The 21005-nt window shown below is 72.2% G+C and carries 1 protein-coding gene; it reads right to left on the reverse strand.

Translation table 11 applies throughout. From position 1 onward, the window contains the following. Positions 1 to 46: 46 nt before the first annotated feature. Positions 47 to 20992, reverse strand: coding sequence for a type I polyketide synthase (locus OHA19_RS43650; protein WP_405753539.1), 20946 nt, complete (start codon positions 20990 to 20992; stop codon positions 47 to 49). Positions 20993 to 21005: the final 13 nt, after the last annotated feature.

The following is a 21005-nucleotide window of genomic DNA, read 5'->3' on the forward strand; positions in this document are numbered from 1 at the left end:
TTACCGCTAACCCCTTTGTATAGAACCGAAGTACGGTGCCGTCGCATCAGGAGGCCCCAAGTTCGTTGTCGATGAATGCCAGGACCTCGTCGGCCGAGGCCGACTGCAGCTTCTCGGCGACGGCGGCCCCGTCACCCCCTGCGGGCTCCTCGTCCCAGCCGGCGAGGATGTCCCTCAGCCGCGCCCCGATCCGGTGCCGCGCGGTGCGGTCCGCTGAGAGCGTCGCAAGGCTCGCCTCGAGCCGGTCGAGCTCCGCGAGGACCGGCACGGTCTGCGGCTCCGCGTCGCGGCCCGCCTCGCCCTTGAGGAAGGCGGCGAGGATGACCGGCGTGGGGTGGTCGAACGCCAGCGTCACCGGCAGCCGCAGGCCGGTGCGGGTGCTGAGCCGGTTGCGCAGCTCCACGGCGGTCAGCGACTCGAAACCGAGGTCCCGGAAGGGCCGCTTGGGTCCGATGGCCTCGATGTCGGTGTAGCCCAGCGCCCCGGCCGCCTCGGTACGCACCAGCTCCAGGAGCATCTGGCCGATTTCCACGTCCGAGAGCTCGGCCACGGCACGCCGGAACTCCGCCGTGTCGTCCGCGCCGGTCTCCCCCGCCTGCTCGGCCGCCCGCGCGATCTCCCGCATCTGCGGCACATCACCGATCAGCGGGCTGGGCCGGGCCGCCGTGAGCGCGGGACCGAAGCGGTCCCAGGCGATGTCCGCCACCAGTTGCACGGGACCGTCCTGTGCCACCGCCCGGTACAGCGCCGTGACCGCGGGCTCGGTCGGCAGGGCGGCAAGACCGCGCCGGCTCGTCCGCTCCAGGAACGTGTCGTCGTCGAGGGCTGGACCGCCCTCGGCCCAGGGGCCCCACGCGATGGACGTGGCGGCGAGTCCCAGCTCCCTGCGGTGCTCGGCGAACGCGTCCAGGTAGGCGCCAGCCGCGGCGAAGGCTCCTTGCCCCGCGCCGCCGACCGTGCCGGCGACACCGGAGAACAGTACGAACGCCGAGAGGTCGAGTTCCCGCGTCGCCTCGTGCAGGTTGCGCGCACCGGTGGCCTTGGCCCGCAGGGCATGGGCGAGACGCTCGGGGGTCAGCGCGTCGACGACCCCGTCGTCCAGCTCGCCCGCGGCGTGCAGCACCGCGGTGATCCGTTCCCCGTCGGCCATCAACTTGCCTACCAGAGCGGCCAGTTCATCTCGGTCGGCAACGTCGCACGCGGCGACCGTGACCCGCACGCCCATCTCCGCGAGCTCGTCGCGCAGCCGCTCGGCGCCCGGCGCCCGCAGCCCACTGCGGCCGATCAGGACGATGTGTTCCGCGCCGCTGCCGCCGAGCCGGCGGGCCACCCGCGTCCCTATCGCCCCGGTGCCGCCGGTGAGCAGCACCGTGCCCTCCGGTTCCCAGGTCCGGCCCGCCGCCGTCGCCGGCGCGGGCAGCAGCCGCCGGGCGAACACGCCCGCCGACCGCACCGCCAGCTGGTCCTCGTCGCCGCCCGCGGCGAGCAGCGCACCCAGCCGGGCCACCGCACGCTCGTCGAGCACCTCGGGAAGGTCGATCAACCCGCCCCAGCGGTCCGGGTGTTCGAGCGCGGCCACGCGGCCGAGCCCCCACACCTGCGCCTGCGCCGGGCGTGCCGCACCGTCCCCGGGACCCGTGGACACCGCCCCGCGTGTCAGGCACCACAGCGGCGCCGTCACGTCCGCGTCGCCCAGCGCCTGCGTCAGGGCCAGCGTGGCGGCCAGACCGGCCGTGGTCTCCGGCAGCCCGGGGACCGGCGCCTCGTCCAGGGCGCACATCGAGAGGACGCCTTCTACGGTGGTGCGGCCGTCCAGCGCTCCGGTCAGCTCCCCGGCCAGCGCCACGCGGTCGAGCACGTCGCCCGGCACGCACTGCACGACGTCGACTCCCAGCCCGCGCAGTCCTTCCGCGACGGCCCCGACTGCCTCGCCGGCCTCACCGCCCGCGCCGGTCCCGGGTGCCACAAGGAGCCAAGTCCCGCTCAGGGACGCCGCGTTCTCGGCGAGTGGCTTCCAGTGGATTCGGTGCCGCCAGGAGTCGGCGGCGGCGTTCTGACGTCGCTGCCGCCGCCACGACGAGAGGGCCGGAAGCACCTCGCCCAACGGAGAGTCCGACACCTCCTCCAGGTCCAGCGTCGCGGCCAGCGCCGCGAGATCGCCCTGCTCGACGGCGTCCCAGAACTCGGCGTCCACCGGGTCCGCCACGCCTGCGGCCGGGAGGGCCATGGCCTCGGGCCAGTAGCGCTGCCGTTGGAAGGGGTAGGTGGGCAGGTCCACGTGCGTGGCCCGCTGCCCCGCGAACACCGTCTCCCAGTCCAGCTCGACGCCGTGGACGTGTGCTTCGGCCATCGAGGTCATGAAGCGGTGTGCCTCGTCCTCGTCGCGGCGCAGGGTCCCCAGCGCCACCGCGTCGTCCCGGCCCGCCTCCTCGAAGATCTCCTGCAACCCCAGATTCAACACCGGGTGCGGGCTCACCTCGATGAACACGGACAGACCATCACTGGCAGCCGCCCGCACCGCCCGCTCGAACTCCACCGTGGAGCGCAGATTCCGGTACCAGTAACCGCCGTCCAGACCCGACGTGTCATCCAGCAGCGCACCGGTCAACGTCGAATAGAACGGCACCCGGCCCGACACCGGCACCACACCCGCCAGCAGACCCGCCAGCTCCTCCTCGATCAGCTCCACCTGAGCCGAATGCGACGCATAATCCACCGCGATCCGCTTCGCCCGCACGCCTTGTCCCGTGCAAGAGGCCACCAGCTCATCCAGCGCCCCCGGCTCACCCGACACCACCACCGACGACGGACCATTCACCGCCGCCACCGAGATCCGGCCGTCCCACACGGTCAGGCGCTCACGCACCTCCGCCACCGGAAGCGACACCGACACCATCCCGCCACCACCCGACAACGCCAGCAGAGCCCGCGACCGCAGAGCCACCACCCGCGCACCGTCCTCCAACGACAGACCCCCGGCGACCACCGCCGCCGCGATCTCACCCTGCGAGTGACCGATCACCGCCGCCGGCACCACACCACACGCCCGCCACAACTCCGCAAGCGACACCATCACCGCCCACAGGACCGGCTGCACCACATCCACCCGGTCAAACCCAGGCGCACCCTCCCCGCCACGTACGACATCCAGCAGAGACCAGTCCGTGAACGGCTCCAACGCCGCACCGCACTCCGCCATCCGCCCCGCGAACACCGACGACGACTCCAACAGCCCCGCCGCCATACCCACCCACTGCGCACCCTGACCCGGGAACACGAACACCGGACGAGCCGAGGACCCCGCCACACCACGCACCACACCGGCAGCCGAAGCACCACCCAGCGCCACCGACTCCAGACCCGACCGCAACTCCTCCACACCACCCGCAAGCACCACCGCACGATGCTCGAAACGCGACCGGCCAAGCGCCAGGGCGTTGCCGAGGTCCTTGAGCGGGACGTCCGGGGTATTGGCCAACGCAGCCTGGATGCGCTCCGCTTGGGCCCGCAGCGCCTCGGCCGAGCGGGCCGAAACAACGAGCGGCAGCACCGTGTCCCCGAAGGGGGGCGTGGTGTCGCCCGGCGCGGCGGCCTCGACAGCCGGTGCCTCTTCAGCCGGGGCCTGCTCAAGGATCACGTGGGCGTTGGTGCCGCTGATTCCGAACGACGAGACACCCGCACGGCGCGGCTCTCCCGTCTCCGGCCAGGACGTCTGCTCCGTCAACAGCTCGACAGTCCCTGCCGACCAGTCCACATGGGTGGAGGGTTTGTCGACGTGGAGCGTCCGCGGGAGCGTTCCATGGCGCATCGCCTGCACCATCTTGATCACGCTCGCGACGCCCGCCGCGGACTGCGAGTGACCGATGTTCGACTTGACCGAGCCCAGCAGCAGCGGCCGGTCTTCCAGACGCTCCTGCCCGTACGTCGCGATCAGCGCCTGCGCCTCGATCGGGTCGCCCAGCGTCGTACCCGTACCGTGCGCCTCCACCGCGTCCACCTGCGACGACGACAGACCGGCGTTCGCCAGCGCCGCCCGGATCACCCGCTGCTGCGACGGACCGTTCGGAGCCGTCAGACCATTGGACGCACCGTCCTGGTTCACCGCGCTGCCCCGCACCACCGCGAGAACCCGGTGACCGTTGCGCCGCGCGTCCGAGAGCCGCTCCACCAGCACCATGCCGACGCCCTCGGACCAGCCCGTGCCGTCCGCCGCGTCCGCGAACGACTTGCACCGACCGTCGGCAGCCAGACCGCGCTGTCGCGAGAACTCCGCGAAGATGCTGGGGTTCGTGAGTACGGTCACGCCGCCGGCCAGCGCCATGGTGCACTCGCCCGACCGCAGCGCCTGCGTCGCCAGGTGCAGCGCGACCAGGGACGACGAGCACGCCGTGTCGACGGTCACCGCAGGCCCCTCGAAGCCGAACGTGTACGAGACACGGCCGGAGATGACGCTGGTCGCGTTGCCGGTCAGCAGATGCCCCTCGGCGCCCTCGGGCAGTCGCATCCCGACCCCGTAGTTGGACGAGGCGGTACCGGCGAACACACCGATGTGGTGGCCCCGTACGGAGTCGGGGTCGATGCCTGCGTGCTCGAAGGCCTCCCAGGAGGTTTCCAGGAGCAGCCGCTGCTGCGGGTCCATGGCGACTGCCTCGCGCGGCGAGATCCCGAAGAACGCCGGATCGAACTCCGCCGCACCGTAGAGGAATCCGCCCTCCAGCGTCGCCGACGTCCCGCCGTCGGCCACCTCCGAGTAGAGGCCGTCCAGGTCCCAGCCACGGTCGGTGGGGAAGGCCGAGATGCCGTCGGCTCCGGTGGCCACGAGGCGCCAGAGGTCGTCGGCGTTCGCCACCCCGCCCGCGTAACGGCAGCCCATGCCGACGATCGCGATCGGCTCGTCGTCCGCGAGTCGCGTCACCGGAGCGACCGCCGCGGGCTCCGGCTGCGTGCCCAGGGCCTCCCCGAGTACGTAGTCGGCCAGCGCCTCGGGTGTGGGGTAGTCGAAGATCAGGGTCGCGGGCAGTCGCAGGCCGGTGGCCCGGTCGAGCCGGTTGCGCAGTTCGACGGCGGTCAGCGAGTCGAAGCCGAGGTCCTTGAACGGCCGGGTGACGCCCACCCCTTCGACGCCGCTGTGGCCGAGGACCGCGGCCGCCTGACCACGCACCAGGTCGAGCACGGCCTTGCCGCGTTCCGCGCGGGACAGTCCCGCGAGGCGCTGCAGCAGCTTCACCGATCCGGCGAGCGCTCCCGCCCGGCGCCGCGAGCTGGTGCGGACGAGTCCGCGGAACACGCCGGCGAGCGCGCCGACACCGGCCTGGGCGCGCAGGACGGCCAGGTCCAGGTGGACGGGGAGCAGCGCCGGGCGGTCGAGGGCGAGCCCCGCGTCGAACAGCTCCAGACCTTCGTCGGCGGTCAGCGGAACCACTCCGGACCGGGACATCCGGCTCGTGTCGCCGTCGTGCAGCCGTCCGACCATGCCGTCCGCGATGCCCCACGGGCCCCAGGCCAGTGATGTGGCCGCGAGGCCGCGGCCCGCGCGGTCCTGTGCGAGGGCGTCGAGGAACGCGTTGGCTGCCGCGTAGTTGCCCTGTCCCAGCGAGCCGAAGGTTCCGGCGACGGAGGAGAACAGGACGAACATCGACAGGTCAAGGTGTTCGGTGAGTTCGTGCAGATGCACCGCGGCGTCGACCTTGGGCCGCAGCACGGCGTCGAGCCGGTCGGCGGTCAGCGAGGACACGACGCCGTCGTCGACGACACCGGCGGCGTGCACCACTCCGGTCAGCGGCCGCTCATCGGGAATCGCGCCGAGCACCGCGGCAAGTCCGTCCCGGTCCGCGACGTCGCAGGCCGCCAGGGTCACCTCGGCACCGGCCCGGGTCAGCTCGGCTGCGAGCTCCGCCGCACCCGGCGCCTCGGCGCCTCGGCGGCTGGTCAGTACCAGGCTGCGTACGCCGTGCCGGGCGACGAGGTGCCGCGCTATCAGGGCACCGAGGGCGCCGGTCGCGCCGGTCACCAGGACCGTGCCGTGCCGCTCGGGCTCTGTCCCCGGCACCGACACCTGCTCCGACGCGGACTCGGGCTCGGCGGGGGCTTCCTGGGGCGTGGCCCGGGCGAGGCGCGGTACGAGGACGCGGCCCTCGCGGACCGCCACCTGCGGTTCCCCGCCGGCCAGGATCTCGGTGAAGACGTCCAGGGAGGTGTCGTCCAGGTCGGCGAGGAGCAACCGTCCCGGGTTCTCGGACTGGGCGGACCGCACGAGACCCCAGGCAGCGGCGCCCGCGAGGTCGACCGGGCCCGCGCCGTCGCCCGCGGTGACCGCGCCCCGGGTCACGACGGCGAGGAGCGCGTCGCCGTACCGCTCGTCGGCCAGCCACTCCTGCACCGTCGCGAGGACGGCGTTCGCGATGTCACGCACGCTGGCGGCCAGGCCGTCTCCGGTGTCGTATGCGGGGGTGTAGAAGACGACGTCCGGCACCCGGTCCAGGGAGGCGAGGTCCTCGTACGTGGGGATGCCGAGCGCTTCGAACGCGGCCGACTCCCCCAACAGCGCCCAGTCCCTCGCGCCTTCCTTCGACGACGCCGAAGCCGACGCGGAGCCCGACGCGGAGCCCGACGGTGACACGGGTGCCGTCCGCGGCGACCACTCCAGGGTGAACAGGGCGTCCGTAGTGCCGGTCTCGCTCCGGAGCAGCTCGGGCGAGACCGGGGCGAGCCTCACACGGTCCGCCACCGCGACCAGTCCGCCGGTCTCGTCGGCCACGGCCACCGAGACGCCCTCGCGTGCGGGACGAACCCGTACGCGAAGCGCGGTCGCGCCCACAGCCGCCAAGGACACTCCGGACCACGCGGACGGCACACCGCCCGGCGCCGCGTGCAGGGCGGCGTCGAGGAGCGCCGGGTGCAGACCAAAACCGTCGACGTCCGTACCTTCGGGCAGCGCGACCTCGGCGTACAGCTCGTCGCCGCGCCGCCACAGCGACCGCAGCGCGCGGAACTCGGTGCCGTGGTCGTAGCCCTCGTCGGCGAGGTCGTCGTACACGCTCTGCGCCGTCACCTCGACGGCGTCCCGCGGCGGCCAGACGGCGAAGTCCGCCTCGTCCACCGACTGCGGCCGGGCAGGGGCCAGTTCGCCCGTGGCGTGCAGGTTCCACTCCGCCTCGGGGCCGTCGGCCTCGGCTCGCGCGTACACCTCCACCGTGCGGCGCCCTGCCGCGTCCGCCGCGCCCACGGCCAGCTGGACGGCGACACCCGCCCGCTCCGGAAGCACCAGCGGATTCCGTACGTTCAGCGTGGCCAGCGAATCGCAGCCGAACCGCTCCCCCGCGTGCAGCGCCAGCTCGACGAAGACCGTGCTCGGCACGACGACCGTGCCGTACACCAGATGGTCGCCGAGCCACGGGTGCGTCTCGACCGAGAGCCGCCCGGTGAACAGGAACCCGTCCGAACCGGCCAGCCGCAGCCCGGCCGCCAGCAGCGGATGCCCGGCACCACTGAGGCCCGCCGCCGTGATGTCGCCCACGGGGGCGGCGGGAGCGGAGAGCCAGTAGCGGTCGTGCTGGAAGGCGTAGGTGGGCAGGTCGATACGGCGGGCGCCGGTACCGGTGTAGTACGTCGGCCAGTCAACTGCCCTGCCGCGTACGTGGAGTTCCGCGAGGGCGGTGAGGAGTGCGTCGGGCTCGTCTCGGTTCTTGCGGAGGGCGGGCACGAAGGCGAGCTCGCCGGAGTCAGAGGCAACACAGTCCTGCGCCATCGCGGAGAGCACACCGTCCGGGCCCAGCTCCAGGAACGCGGTCACGCCTTCCGCTTCCAGAGTGCGGATGCCGTCCAGGAAACGAACGGCCTCACGCACGTGACGCACCCAGTACTCGGGATCCTGGATCTCCTCGACCGACAGGACCTCACCCGTCACATCGGACACGATCGGAAGCTGCGGGGCATTGAAGGTCAGGCTCGCCGCGACCGCCCGGAAGTCGTCCAGCATCGCGTCCATACGCGGCGAATGGAAAGCATGACTGACCCGCAGCCGCTTGGTCTTACGACCCTCGCCCTCGAAGTGCGCGGCGATGGCAAGCACCGCCTCCTCATCGCCTGAAATCACGGTGGCGGACGGCCCGTTGAGTGCGGCGATGGACACACCGTCGACCAGCAGCGGCAGGACCTCGTCCTCCGCCGCCTGCAACGACACCATCGCGCCGCCCGTCGGGAGCGCCTGCATCAGGCGACCCCGGGCAGCCACCAGAGCGGCAGCATCTTCGAGAGAGAGCACCCCGGCCACGTAAGCGGCCGACAGCTCACCGATCGAGTGACCCAGCAGATAGTCCGGCTTCACGCCCCACGACGTCACCAGCTCGAACAGCGCAACTTCCAGCGCGAACAGGCCGGCCTGCGTGTACTGCGTCCGATCCAGCAGCTCACCACCCTCGAAGACCACCTCGCGCAGGGGCCGGTCCAGGTGACGGTCCAGCTCCGCGCACACCTCGTCGAACGCCTCGCTGAAGGCGGGATACGCCTCGTAAAGCTCCCGTCCCATACCGGCCCGCTGCGAACCCTGACCCGAGAACAGCACACCCGTCCTGCCAGAAGTCACCGAGCCTTCCACGGTCCGCTCACCGATCAGGACCGCACGGTGCTCCAGCACCGCACGCGACGTCACCAGCGAAAATCCGACATCGAGCGGCGACAGGCCGGGGTTCTCGGTGACGAACGACCTCAGCCGCTCCACCTGCGCCGCCAGCCCCGCCTCCGACTTCGCCGACACCACCCACGGCACCACCGGCAACACCACCGGAGCCACAACCACCGCCGGCTCCTCGACCTCCGGCGCCTGCTCCAGCAGCACATGCGCGTTCGTACCGCTGATACCGAACGAGGAGACACCCGCACGACGCGGTGCGCCGGTCTCCGGCCACTCCACCGACTCCCTCAGGAGCTCGACGGCACCGGCAGACCAGTCCACATGCGAGGACGGCTCGTCCACGTGCAGGGTGCGCGGGAGCACGCCGTGGCGCATCGCCTGCACCATCTTGATCACGCCCGCGACACCGGCAGCCGCCTGCGTGTGGCCGATGTTCGACTTGATCGAACCCAGCAGCAACGGCCGGTCCTCCGGACGCTCCTGCCCGTACGTCGCGAGCAGCGCCTGCGCCTCGATCGGGTCGCCGAGTCGGGTGCCCGTGCCGTGCGCGTCCACGGCGTCGATCTCATCGGCGGTGATGCCCGCGTTGGCGAGGGCCTGGCGGATGACGCGCTGCTGGGACGGTCCGTTGGGCGCGGTCAGGCCGTTGGAAGCGCCGTCCTGGTTCACCGCACTGCCCCGGACGACCGCGAGGACGTCATGGCCGTTGCGGCGGGCGTCCGAGAGACGCTCCACCAGGACCATGCCGACGCCCTCGGACCAGCCCGTGCCGTCGGCGGCCTCCGCGAACGGCTTGCAGCGGCCGTCGGGTGCCAGACCGCGCTGACGGCTGAACTCGACGAAGATGCCCGGGTCGGCCATGACGGTGACGCCGCCGGCCAGGGCCATCGTGCACTCGCCCGACCGCAGCGCCTGCACCGCGAGGTGCAGGGCGACCAGCGAGGAGGAGCACGCGGTGTCCACCGTGACGGCCGGGCCTTCCAGGCCGAACGTGTAGGCCACCCGGCCCGACACGACGCTGGTCGCGCTGCCGGTCAGGGCGTTGCCCTCGAAGCCCTCGGGCAGCTGGGCCCCGGCTCCGTACACGTTCGAGGACGCGCCCGCGAACACTCCGGTCGCGCTCCCCCGGACGGTGGCCGGGTCGATGCCCGCCTGTTCGAAGGCCTCCCAGGCGGTTTCGAGGAGCAGTCGCTGCTGCGGGTCCATGCCCAGGGCTTCACGCGGCGAGATCCCGAAGAAGCCCGGGTCGAAGTCGCCCGCTCCGGACAGGAAGCCGCCCTCGCGCACGACGGTCATGCCGGTGTCCGCCGATTCGGCGGGATTCAGCCGGGCGGCGTGCCAGCCGCGGTCCTCGGGAAACGCCGTGATCGCGTCGCCGCCGTCGAGCAGCAGCCGCCACAGCTCGTCGGGCGAGCGTACGTCGCCGGGGAATCGGCAGCTCATGCCGACGATGGCGATGGGGTCGCCGTCCGCGGCGGCCGCGTCGGGCAGCGTGCTCGTGGTCTCCGGGACGACGCCCAGGACCTCGGTCAGGAGGAAGGCCGCGAGCGCGGCGGGGGTGGGGTAGTCGAAGACGAGGGTCGCGGGCAGTCGCAGGCCCGGGACACTGAGCGCGGCGTTCAGACGGTTGCGCAGCTCGACGGCGGTCAGCGAGTCGACACCCAGTTCCTTGAACTGCTTCTCCGAGCCCACCGTTTCGGGCCCGGCGTGGCCGAGCACGACGGCTGCCTGGGTGCGGACGAGGTCCAGCATCTCGCGGTCGCGTTCCTCCGGGGCGAGCCCCGCGAGTCGCTGTCCGAGCGTAGACGCGCCCGCCGCGGCGGCCAGGGCCTTGCGCCGGCCGGGGGCTCGGACGAGCCCTCGGAACAGGCCGGGCAGCACGCCCGCGGTGGCCTGTGCCTGGAGAGCGGTGAGTTCCAGGGCGACGGGCAGCACGGCGGCGCGTGCGCCGTCCAGGGCCGTGTCGAAGAGGGCGAGGCCCTGCTCGTCGGTGAGCGGCAGGATGCCGGAGCGGGTCATCCGCTCCACGTCGGCCGTGTCGAGCCGGCCGAGCATGCCGTCCGCCGAGGCCCACGGGCCCCAGGCCAGTGAGGTCGCGGTCAGCCCGTGAGCCCTGCGCTGCTGGGCCAGGCCGTCGAGGAAGGCGTTGGCGGCCGCGTAGTTGGCCTGGCCGGGGCCGCCGAGTACGCCCGCCGTGGAAGAGAAGGTGACGAACAGGGACAGGTCGAGGCCCGCGGTCAGTTCGTGCAGGTGGGCCGCGCCGTCGACCTTGGGACGCAGTACCGTGTCGAGCCGCTCGGGCGTCATCGACGAGACCACTCCGTCGTCGAGCACCCCGGCGGCGTGCACCACGCCGGTCAGCGGCCGTTCGTCGGGGATCGCCGCGAGGACCGCCGAGAGCGCGTCGCGGTCGGCGACGTCGCAGGCGGCGAGTGCCACGTCGGCGCCGGCCGACTTCAGTTCGTCCGCCAGTTCCCTCATGCCGGGCGCGTCCGCACCGCGACGGCCCACCAGCACCAGGCCGCGTACGCCGTGCTCGGCCACGAGGTGGCGTGCCACCAGGGCGCCGAGCGCGCCGGTGGCACCGGTGACGAGCACCGTCCCGTGCCGCTCCACGGGCTCGGGCACGGTCAGGACGACCTTGCCGACGTGGCGGGCCTTGGCGAGGAAACGGAACGCCTCCGGGGCGTGGCGTACGTCCCACGTGCGGATCGGGAGCGGCTTGAGCGCGCCGCTCTCGAAGAGTGCGAGGACCTCGGTCAGCAGTTGGCCGATCCGCTCGGGCCCGGCCTCGATCAGGTCGAACGCCTGGTACGCGACGCCGGGGCACGCCTCGGCCACCGCGTGCGCGTCGCGGATGTCGGTCTTGCCCATCTCCATGAACCGGCCGCCGCGCGGCAGCAGGCGCAGCGAGGCGTCCACGAACTCCCGGGCGAGGGAGTCCAGGACGACGTCGACGCCGCGTCCTTCGGTGGCGTCGAGGAACCGGCCCTCGAAGTCGAGGGTGCGGGACGAGGCGATGTGCGCGTCGTCGAGCCCGAGGGAACGCAGCACGTCCCACTTGCCGGTGCTCGCCGTGCCGTAGACCTCGGCCCCCAGGTGCTGGGCGAGCTGCACGGCGGCCATGCCGACGCCGCCGGCCGCGGCGTGCACGAGGACGGACTCCCCGGACCGCAGTCCCGCCAGGTCGACCAGCGCGTAGTAGGCGGTCATGAAGACGACCGGGGCCGATGCCGCTTCGGTAAAGGACCAGCTGTCCGGGATCCGTGCCAAGGTGCGGCGGTCGGTCACCGCCACCGGGCCGAACCCGCCGGAGAAGAGACCCATGACGCGGTCGCCGGGCGCGAGTCCGGTGACGCCGGGGCCGACCTCAAGGACGACACCGGCGCCCTCGATGCCCATGGTGGCGTCACCGGGGTACATGCCGAGGGCGATCAGGACGTCGCGGAAGTTGACTCCCGCGGCGCGCATGCCGACCCGGACCGCTCCGGGGGCGAGCGGCGCGGCGGCGTCGGAGCACAGGGTCAGGGCGAGGTTGTCAAGAGTGCCCTTCTCCGTGATGTCGAGCCGCCACGGGCCGTCGCCGGACGGGGGCACCAGGGCGCCGTCGGACGTGACGCGAGCGAGCCGCGGCACGAGGACATCGCCTGCCCGCAGGGCCAGTTGGGGCTCGCCCGTGGCCAGCGCCGTGGTCAGCACGGCGTACGAGTCGTCGTGTCCGTCGAGGTCGACCAGGACCAGGCGGCCGGGGTTCTCGGACTGTGCCGAGCGGATCAGTCCCCAGGCCGCGGCACCCGCCAGGTCGGACACCTCGTCCTCGCCGCTCGCCGCGACGGCGCCGCGGGTCGCGACGACGAGCGGGATGTCGTCGGCGAAGCGCGTGTCGGCCAGCCACTCCTGGATCAGCGCGAGCAGCTCCTGGACGTCGCGGCGCACACCGCTCGCCAGATCGGCCGCAGCCTCGGAGGCGTGCAGGACGACGACAGCGTCGACGTCCTGGGACACGGAGGCCAGATCCCGGGCCGGCTCGGCACCGTGGGGCACCGCCCGGTCCTCGTCGCCGAGCAACGCCCACCGCCGGGCGGGCTCGTCCGCGGGCGGCGGCGACACGGCCAGCGGCGACCATGCGAGGTGGAACAGCTGGTCCGGCTCGGTACCGGGCACCGCCAACTGCTCGGCGGACACCGGACGCAGCACCAGGGAGTCCACGCGGGCCACGGGTGCCCCGGTGCCGTCGGCGACCTCCAGGCCGACGCCCGACACCGTGGGGGTGATCCGCACCCGCAGCGCGGCGGCACCCACCGCGTACAGCGACACTCCGGACCAGGCGAAGGGCAGGCCGACGCCGGCGGCCGCGCCGGCGTTCTCCTTGGCTGCGTTCTCCGCACCGTGCAGGCCCAGCGCGTGCAGGGCGGAGTCGAGCAGCGCGGGGTGGAGCCCGAACCGGTCGGCGTCCGCGCCGTCGGGCAGCGCGACCTCGGCGAAGATCTCCTCACCGCGCCGCCATGCCGCGCGCAGCCCCTGGAACACCGGCCCGTAGCCGTAGCCACGCTCCGCCAGGTTCTCGTAGTGCCCCTCGACGGCAACGGGAACGGCGTCCCGCGGCGGCCACGCGGCCGGCTCTCCTCCGTCGGCGGCATCGGCGGCGGACGCACCGGCGACGACATCGGCCGACGCCAGCATGCCTGCCGCGTGCTGCCGCCACGGCGCCTCGTCGTCACCTTCGGCGGGCCGCGAGTGCAGGGCGACGGAACGCCGCCCGTCCGCGTCCTCCGCACCGACCGTCACCTGAACCGCGACTCCGCCGCGTTCGGGCAGCACCAGGGGCGCCTGCAGCGTCAGCTCTTCGAGGACACCGCATCCGAGGCGCTCGCCGGCCTGCAGCGCCAGCTCCACGTAGGCCGTGCCCGGCAGGAGGACAGAGCCCAGGACCACATGATCGCCAAGCCAGGGGTGCGACTGCAACGACAGCCGCCCCGTCATCATCAGGCCGTCCGCGTCGGCGAGCGTCATCGCCGCACCGAGCATCGGGTGCCCCACCGACCGCAGCCCGAACGCGGTCGCGTCACCGGCCCACACCGCAGCGGCGGGCCAGAAGTGGTCGTGCTGGAAGGCGTAGGTGGGCAGGTCGATACGGCGGGCGCCGGTGCCGGTGTAGTACGTCGGCCAGTCAACTGCCCGGCCGCGTACGTGGAGTTCGGCGAGGGCGGTGAGGAGTGCGTCGGGCTCGTCTCGGTTCTTGCGGAGGGCGGGCACGAAGGCGAGCTCGCCGGAGTCAGAGGCAACACACTCCTGCGCCATCGCGGAGAGCACACCGTCCGGACCCAGCTCCAGGAACGCGGTCACGCCCGCGGACTCCAGGGCGCGGATACCGTCCAGGAAACGGACCGCCTCACGGACGTGGCGCACCCAGTACTCGGGATCCTGGATCTCCTCGGCCGACAGGACCGCACCCGTCACGTCGGACACGATCGGCAGCTGCGGTGCGTTGAAGGTCAGTTCCGAGGCAACCGCCCGGAATTCGTCGAGCATCGCGTCCATACGCGGCGAATGGAAGGCGTGGCTGACCCGCAGCCTCTTGGTCTTGCGACCCTCGCCCTCGAAGCGGGCGGCGATCTCGAGAACCGCCGCCTCGTCACCGGAAATCACCGTGGAGCGTGGTCCGTTGAGCGCCGCGATCGAGACGCCCTCGACCAGCAGCGGCAGGACTTCGTCCTCCGCCGCCTGCAACGAGACCATCGCGCCGCCCGCCGGGAGCGCCTGCATCAGACGACCCCGCGCCGCCACCAGCTCCGCCGCGTCTTCCAGCGACAGCACCCCGGCCACGCAGGCGGCCGACAGCTCACCGATCGAGTGACCCAGCAGATAGTCCGGCTTCACGCCCCACGACGTCACCAGCTCGAACAGCGCCACTTCCAGCGCGAACAGGCCGGCCTGCGTGAACTGCGTCCGGTCCAGCAGCTCACCACCCTCGAAGACCACCTCGCGCAGGGGCCGGTCCAGGTGACGGTCCAGCTCCGCGCACACCGCGTCGAACGCCTCGCTGAAGGCGGGATACGCCTCGTACAGCTCCCGCCCCATCCCCGCCCGCTGCGAACCCTGACCCGAGAACAGCACACCCGTCCTGCCAGAAGTCACCGCGCCTTCCACGGTCCGCTCACCGATCAGCACCGCCCGGTGCTCCAGCACCGCACGCGACGTCACCAGCGAGAACCCGACATCGAGCGGCGACAGGCCGGGGTTCTCGGCGACGAACGACCTCAGCCGCTCCACCTGCCCCGCCAGCCCCGCCTCCGACTTCGCCGACACCACCCACGGCACCACCGGCAACACCACCGGAGCCACAACCACCGGCTCGGCCTCCACCGGCGCCTGCTCCAGCAGCACATGCGCGTTCGTGCCGCTGATACCGAACGAGGAGACACCCGCACGACGCGGTGCGCCGGTCTCCGGCCACTCCACCGACTCCCTCAGGAGCTCGACGGCACCGACAGACCAGTCCACATGGGTGGACGGCTCGTCCACGTGCAGGGTCTGGGGCAGAACTCCCGCCCGCATCGCCATGACCATCTTGATGATCCCGGCGACGCCCGCGGCGGCCTGCGTGTGACCGATGTTCGACTTCACCGAACCGAGCCACAGCGGACGCCCCTCGGGGCGCTCCTGGCCGTACGTCGCGAGCAGCGCCTGCGCCTCGATCGGGTCGCCCAGCGTCGTACCCGTGCCGTGCGCCTCCACGGCGTCGATGTCCGCCGCCGAAAGGCCCGCGCCGGCCAGGGCCTGGCGGATGACGCGCTGCTGGGACGGGCCGTTGGGCGCGGTCAGGCCGTTGGAAGCGCCGTCCTGGTTGATCGCCGAACCGCGGACGACCGCGAGGACCTCGTGGCCGTTGCGGCGGGCGTCCGAGAGGCGCTCGACCAGCAGTACACCCACACCCTCGCCCCAGGCAGTGCCGTCCGCCGCCTCCGCGAACGCCTTGCAGCGGCCGTCAGGAGCCAGGCCGCCCTGCCGGGAGAACTCCACGAACGTGCCCGGCATCGACATGACGGTGACGCCGCCCGCCAGCGCCATCGAGCACTCGCCGTCGCGCAGGGCCTGCGCCGCGAGGTGCAGGGCGACCAGGGACGACGAGCACGCCGTGTCCACCGTCACCGCCGGGCCCTCAAGGCCCAGCGTGTACGAGACGCGGCCGGACAGGACACTCGCCGAGCTGCCCGTGGCGCCGTAGCCCACGACCTCGTCACCCGCGCCGCCCAGCACATAGCCGTAGTCCTGGCCGTTGGTGCCGGTGAACACGCCGATACGGTCGCCCCTGAGCGACGTCGGGTCGATGCCCGCCCGCTCGAAGACCTCCCAGGAGGTCTCCAGGAGCAGCCGCTGCTGCGGGTCCATCGCCAGCGCCTCACGCGGCGAGATACCGAAGAACGCCGGATCGAAATCCGCCGCGTCATGCAGGAAACAGCCCTCTGCGACGTAGGAGGTACCGACGCCGTCGGGGTCCGGGTCGTACAGCGAGCCCAGGTCCCAGCCGCGGTTCTCCGGGAAGCCCGATATGCCGTCGGCACCGGCCGTGAGCAGCTCCCACAGCGCTTCCGGAGACTCCGCTCCACCGGGGAAACGGCAGCTCATTCCGACGATGACGATCGGGTCGTCGGCGCGGTCCACGGCCACCGGCGCGCTGTCCGCCGCGACGGCGCCTTCGCCGAACACCTCGGTCCTGAGATGTCTGGCGAGTACCGCCGGGGTCGGGTAGTCGAAGATCAGGGTGGCCGGCAGAGAAAGACCGGACTCCTTGGTCAGCCGGTTGCGCAGCTCGACCGCCGTGAGCGAGTCGAAGCCCAGCTGCTGGAACGCCCGGTCGGCCGGCACCGCGTCGGCGCTGCGGTGCCCGAGGACGGCCGCGGTCTCGCGGCGTACCAGTTCGAGCAGTTCGGCGTCGCGCTCGGCGGTGGAGAGGCCCGCGAGCTGTCGCCGCAGCTCGGAGTCCGCGTCGTCGTGCGCGCCCCCGGCGGCGCCTTCGGAACTCTCCGCGAGCTCGCGCACCTCGGGCAGGCCCGTGAGGAGCGGGCTCGGGCGCATCGCGGTGAACGCGGGCGCGAACCGCTCCCAGTCGACATCGGCCACGGCGACATGGGTGTCGTCCTCCGTCAGCGCCTGGTGGAGCGCGGTGACCGCCGACTCCGGTGCCAGCGTGGGCAGTCCACGCCTGCGCAGCTCCGCCTCGCCGACGTCCTCGATCATGCCGCCCTCGCCCCACGGCCCCCAGCTGATGGAGGTCGCGGTCAGGCCGCGGGCCCGCCGGTCCTGGGCGAGGGCGTCGAGGTGAGCATTGGCCGCGGCGTAGGCAGCGTGACCACCGCTGCCCCAGACGGCGGAGATCGACGAGAACAGCACGAAGGCATCCAGTCCCTGGCTGTCGCCGTCGCCCGGATACCCGCCGCTGTCCGGGGCACCGAACAGGGCATCGAGGTGCGTGGCGCCATCCACCTTCGCCCGCAGCACCTCGGTGAATTCCTCGGCGCTCATGTCGGACAGCGCCGTCATCTGCCCCAGGCCGGCAGCATGGATGACGGAGCGGACCGGCGTACCGGCCTGCCGGAGACCTACCACCAGCTCTTCCAGCGCTTCCCGGTCGCTCACGTCACACGCGGCGACCTCCACCACCGCACCCAAGCCCTCCAGCTCGGCCACCAACTCGACCGCGCCAGGAGCGTCCGGACCACGACGGCTCGTCAGCACCAACCGCTCAGCACCGTTACCGGCCGCCCAACGAGCCACATGCGCACCCAGCGCACCCGTACCACCCGTCACCAGAACCGTCCCACGCGGCGACCAACCACCCGACGCAGCACGACTGCTACCAGGCGCGTGCACCAGGCGACGCCCGTACACACCCGAAGCACGTACCGCGAGCTGATCCTCACCAGCAGAACCGGCACCGGTACCGATGCCCGTGCCTGTGCCGGTCAGCGCGGCACACACACGGGCCACCGCCCGCTCGTCCAACGTCTCGGGCAGATCGATCAACCCACCCCAACGGCCCGGCTGCTCCAGCGCGGCCACCCGCCCCAGACCCCACACCTGCGCCTGCACCGCATCCACCGCACCATCGGAGCGGCCCACCGACACCGCACCCCGCGTCAGACACCACAACGGCACGGACAGCTCCGCATCGCCCAGCGCCTGCACCAGCGCCAACGTGCCCAGCGCCGCACCCTCCCGGCCCAGGGCCAGCAACGACACCACACCGGCGAACCCGGAGGCATCCTCGGCAAACCGCGCAGCCAGCGCCCCACGGCTCACCTCACCACCCTCCACCAGCCACTCCACGACCTCGCCGCCACGCGCACGCATCCCCGCAACCACCGGATGATCCGCACACGCCGACGACGACACCACCAGCCACCGCCCGGACAGCCCGGCACGATCCGCACCACCCGGAACCGGCTGCCACGTCACCCGGTAACGCCACGCATCGGCGACCGCCACCTCACGGGACTGCCGACGCCACGACGACAGGACCGGCAGCGCCGCGCCCAACGACTCCAGCTCGTCCGAGCCCAGAGCCGCCGCGAAGGCATCCACGTCCTCCTGCTCCACCGCGGCCCAGAACGCACCGTCCGCCGAGGAGGCGAGCGAGGTGGACGCATCCGCCATGAATGGCGAACCGGCCTCCGGCCAGTAGTGCTCGTGCTGGAAGGCGTAGGTGGGCAGATCCACGCGACGCGCACCCGAGCCGGCGAAGTACGCCGACCAGTCAACGGTCTTGCCATTCACGTGCAGTTCAGCGAGGGCGGTGAGCAGGCTCTTGTGCTCCTCACGACTCTTGCGCAGAACGGGTACGAAGGTGAGCTCATCGCTCCCCTCGGAGCCGGCCGTCACGCAGTCCTGCGCCATCGCGGACAGCACGCCGTCCGGGCCCAGCTCCAGGAACGCGGTCACGCCTTCGGCTTCCAGCGTGCGGATGCCGTCCAGGAAACGGACGGCCTCACGGACATGGCGCACCCAGTACTCAGGGTCCTGGACCTCCTCGGCGGACAGAACCTCACCCGTCACGTCCGAGACGATCGAAACCTGCGGGGTGTTGAAGGTCAGGCTCGCCGCGACCGCACGGAAGTCGTCGAGCATGGCGTCCATGCGCGGCGAGTGGAAGGCGTGACTGACCCGCAGGCGCTTGGTCTTACGACCCTCGCCCTCGAAGTGCGCGGCGATCTCAAGAACCGCCGCCTCGTCACCCGAAATCACCGTGGATCGTGGCCCGTTGAGCGCCGCGACAGACACACCCTCGACCAGCAACGGCAGGACCTCGCCCTCCGCCGCCTGCAACGACACCATCGCGCCACCGGTCGGGAGCGCCTGCATCAGACGACCCCGCGCGGCCACGAGGGCGGCAGCGTCTTCGAGGGACAACACCCCGGCCACGTACGCGGCCGACAGCTCACCGATCGAGTGACCCAGCAGATAATCCGGCTTCACACCCCACGCCTCTACGAGACGGAAGAGCGACACCTCCAGCGCGAACAGGCCCGCCTGCGTGAACTGCGTCCGATCCAGCAGTTCGCCGCCCTCGAAGACCACCTCACGAAGAGGCGTCTCCAGGTGCCGGTCCAGCTCCGCACACACCGCGTCGAACGCGTCCGCGAAGACGGGATAGGCCTCGTACAACTCCCGGCCCATACCGACCCGTTGCGATCCCTGGCCCGAGAACAGCACACCCGTCCTGCCGGGCGACACCGAACCCTCGGCCACCCGCTCGCCGCCGATCAGCACCGCACGGTGCTCCAGCGCCGCGCGCGTCGTCGCCAGCGAGAAACCGATATCCACCGGCGACGGCTCAGAGCCTCCGGGGCGCTCCGCGACGAACGACCTCAGCCGCTCCACCTGCGCCGCCAGTGCCGCCACGGAGCGTCCCGAGACCAGCCAGGGCACCACCGGCAACGACACCGGAGCCACAGCCGCCTCCGGCTCCTCCGCCTCCGGCGCCTGCTCGACGATCACGTGGGCGTTCGTGCCGCTGATCCCGAAGGACGAGACGCCCGCACGGCGCGGCTCGCCCGTCTTCGGCCACTCCACCGGCTCGCTGACCAGCTCAACAGCCCCGGCCGACCAGTCCACGTGGGAAGACGGTTCGTCCACGTGCAGGGTCTTGGGCACCACACCATGGCGCATCGCCATGACCATCTTGATGACGCCCGCGACACCGGCGGCGGACTGCGTGTGACCGATGTTCGACTTGATCGAACCGAGCAGCAGCGGCCGGCCCTCGGGGCGCTCCTGACCGTAGGTGGCCAGCAGTGCCTGCGCCTCGATGGGGTCGCCGAGCATCGTACCCGTACCGTGCCCCTCGACGACGTCGACCTGTGTCGGGGAGAGCCGGGCCCCGGACAGCGCCTGGCTGATGACGCGCTGCTGGGACGGCCCGTTGGGGGCAGTCAGACCGTTGGACGCGCCGTCCTGGTTGACGGCGGAACCGCGGATGACCGCGAGGACCTCGTGGCCGTTGCGGCGGGCGTCCGAAAGGCGCTCCAGGAGCAGCAGGCCCACGCCCTCGCCCCAGCCCGTGCCGTCCGCCGCCTCCGCGAACGCCTTGCACCGGCCGTCCATGGCGAGGCCCCGCTGACGGGAGAACTCCACGAAGACACCGGGGTTGGACATGACGGTGACGCCGCCGGCGACGGCCTGGGTGCACTCGCCCGAGCGCAGGGCCTGGATCGCCCAATGCAGGGCGACCAGGGACGACGAGCACGCCGTGTCGACGGTCACCGCAGGACCCTCGAAACCCAGCGTGTAGGAGACGCGGCCGGAGAGGACGGATGCCGCGTCGCCGGTCAGGGCGTGCGCGTCCGAGCCCGGGGCGGCCCCCGCTCCGATGCCGTACCCCTGGGTGGAGGCTCCGATGAAGACGCCGGTGCGGCTGCCGCGCACGGAGAGCGGGTCGATGCCGGCGCGCTCCAGTACCTCCCAGGTGGTCTCCAGGAGGAGCCGCTGCTGCGGGTCCATCGCCAGCGCCTCACGCGGGCTGATCCCGAAGAGGCCCGGGTCGAACTCGGCGGCGTCGTAGAGGAATCCGCCCTTGTTCGCGTAGGAGGTACCCACGTGTTCCGGGTCGGGGTCGTACAGCTTCTCGAGGTCCCAGCCGCGGTCCGTGGGGAACTCCGCGACGGCGTCGCCACCGGACGCCACCAGTTCCCACAGCTGCTCCGGGGAGCGCACGTCACCGGGGTAGCGGCAGCTCATCGCGACGATGGCGACGGGCTCCGACTCCTCCGACTCGGCATGGCGAAGCCGCTGGCGCGTCTGCTGGAGCTCGGCGACCACCCGTGCCAGGTATTCGCGCAGCTTCTCTTCATCCGCCATCAGTACATCGCTCCCG

Origin of the sequence: Streptomyces sp. NBC_00012, from assembly GCF_045040875.1 — a bacterium.
Lineage (GTDB): Bacteria > Actinomycetota > Actinomycetes > Streptomycetales > Streptomycetaceae > Streptomyces.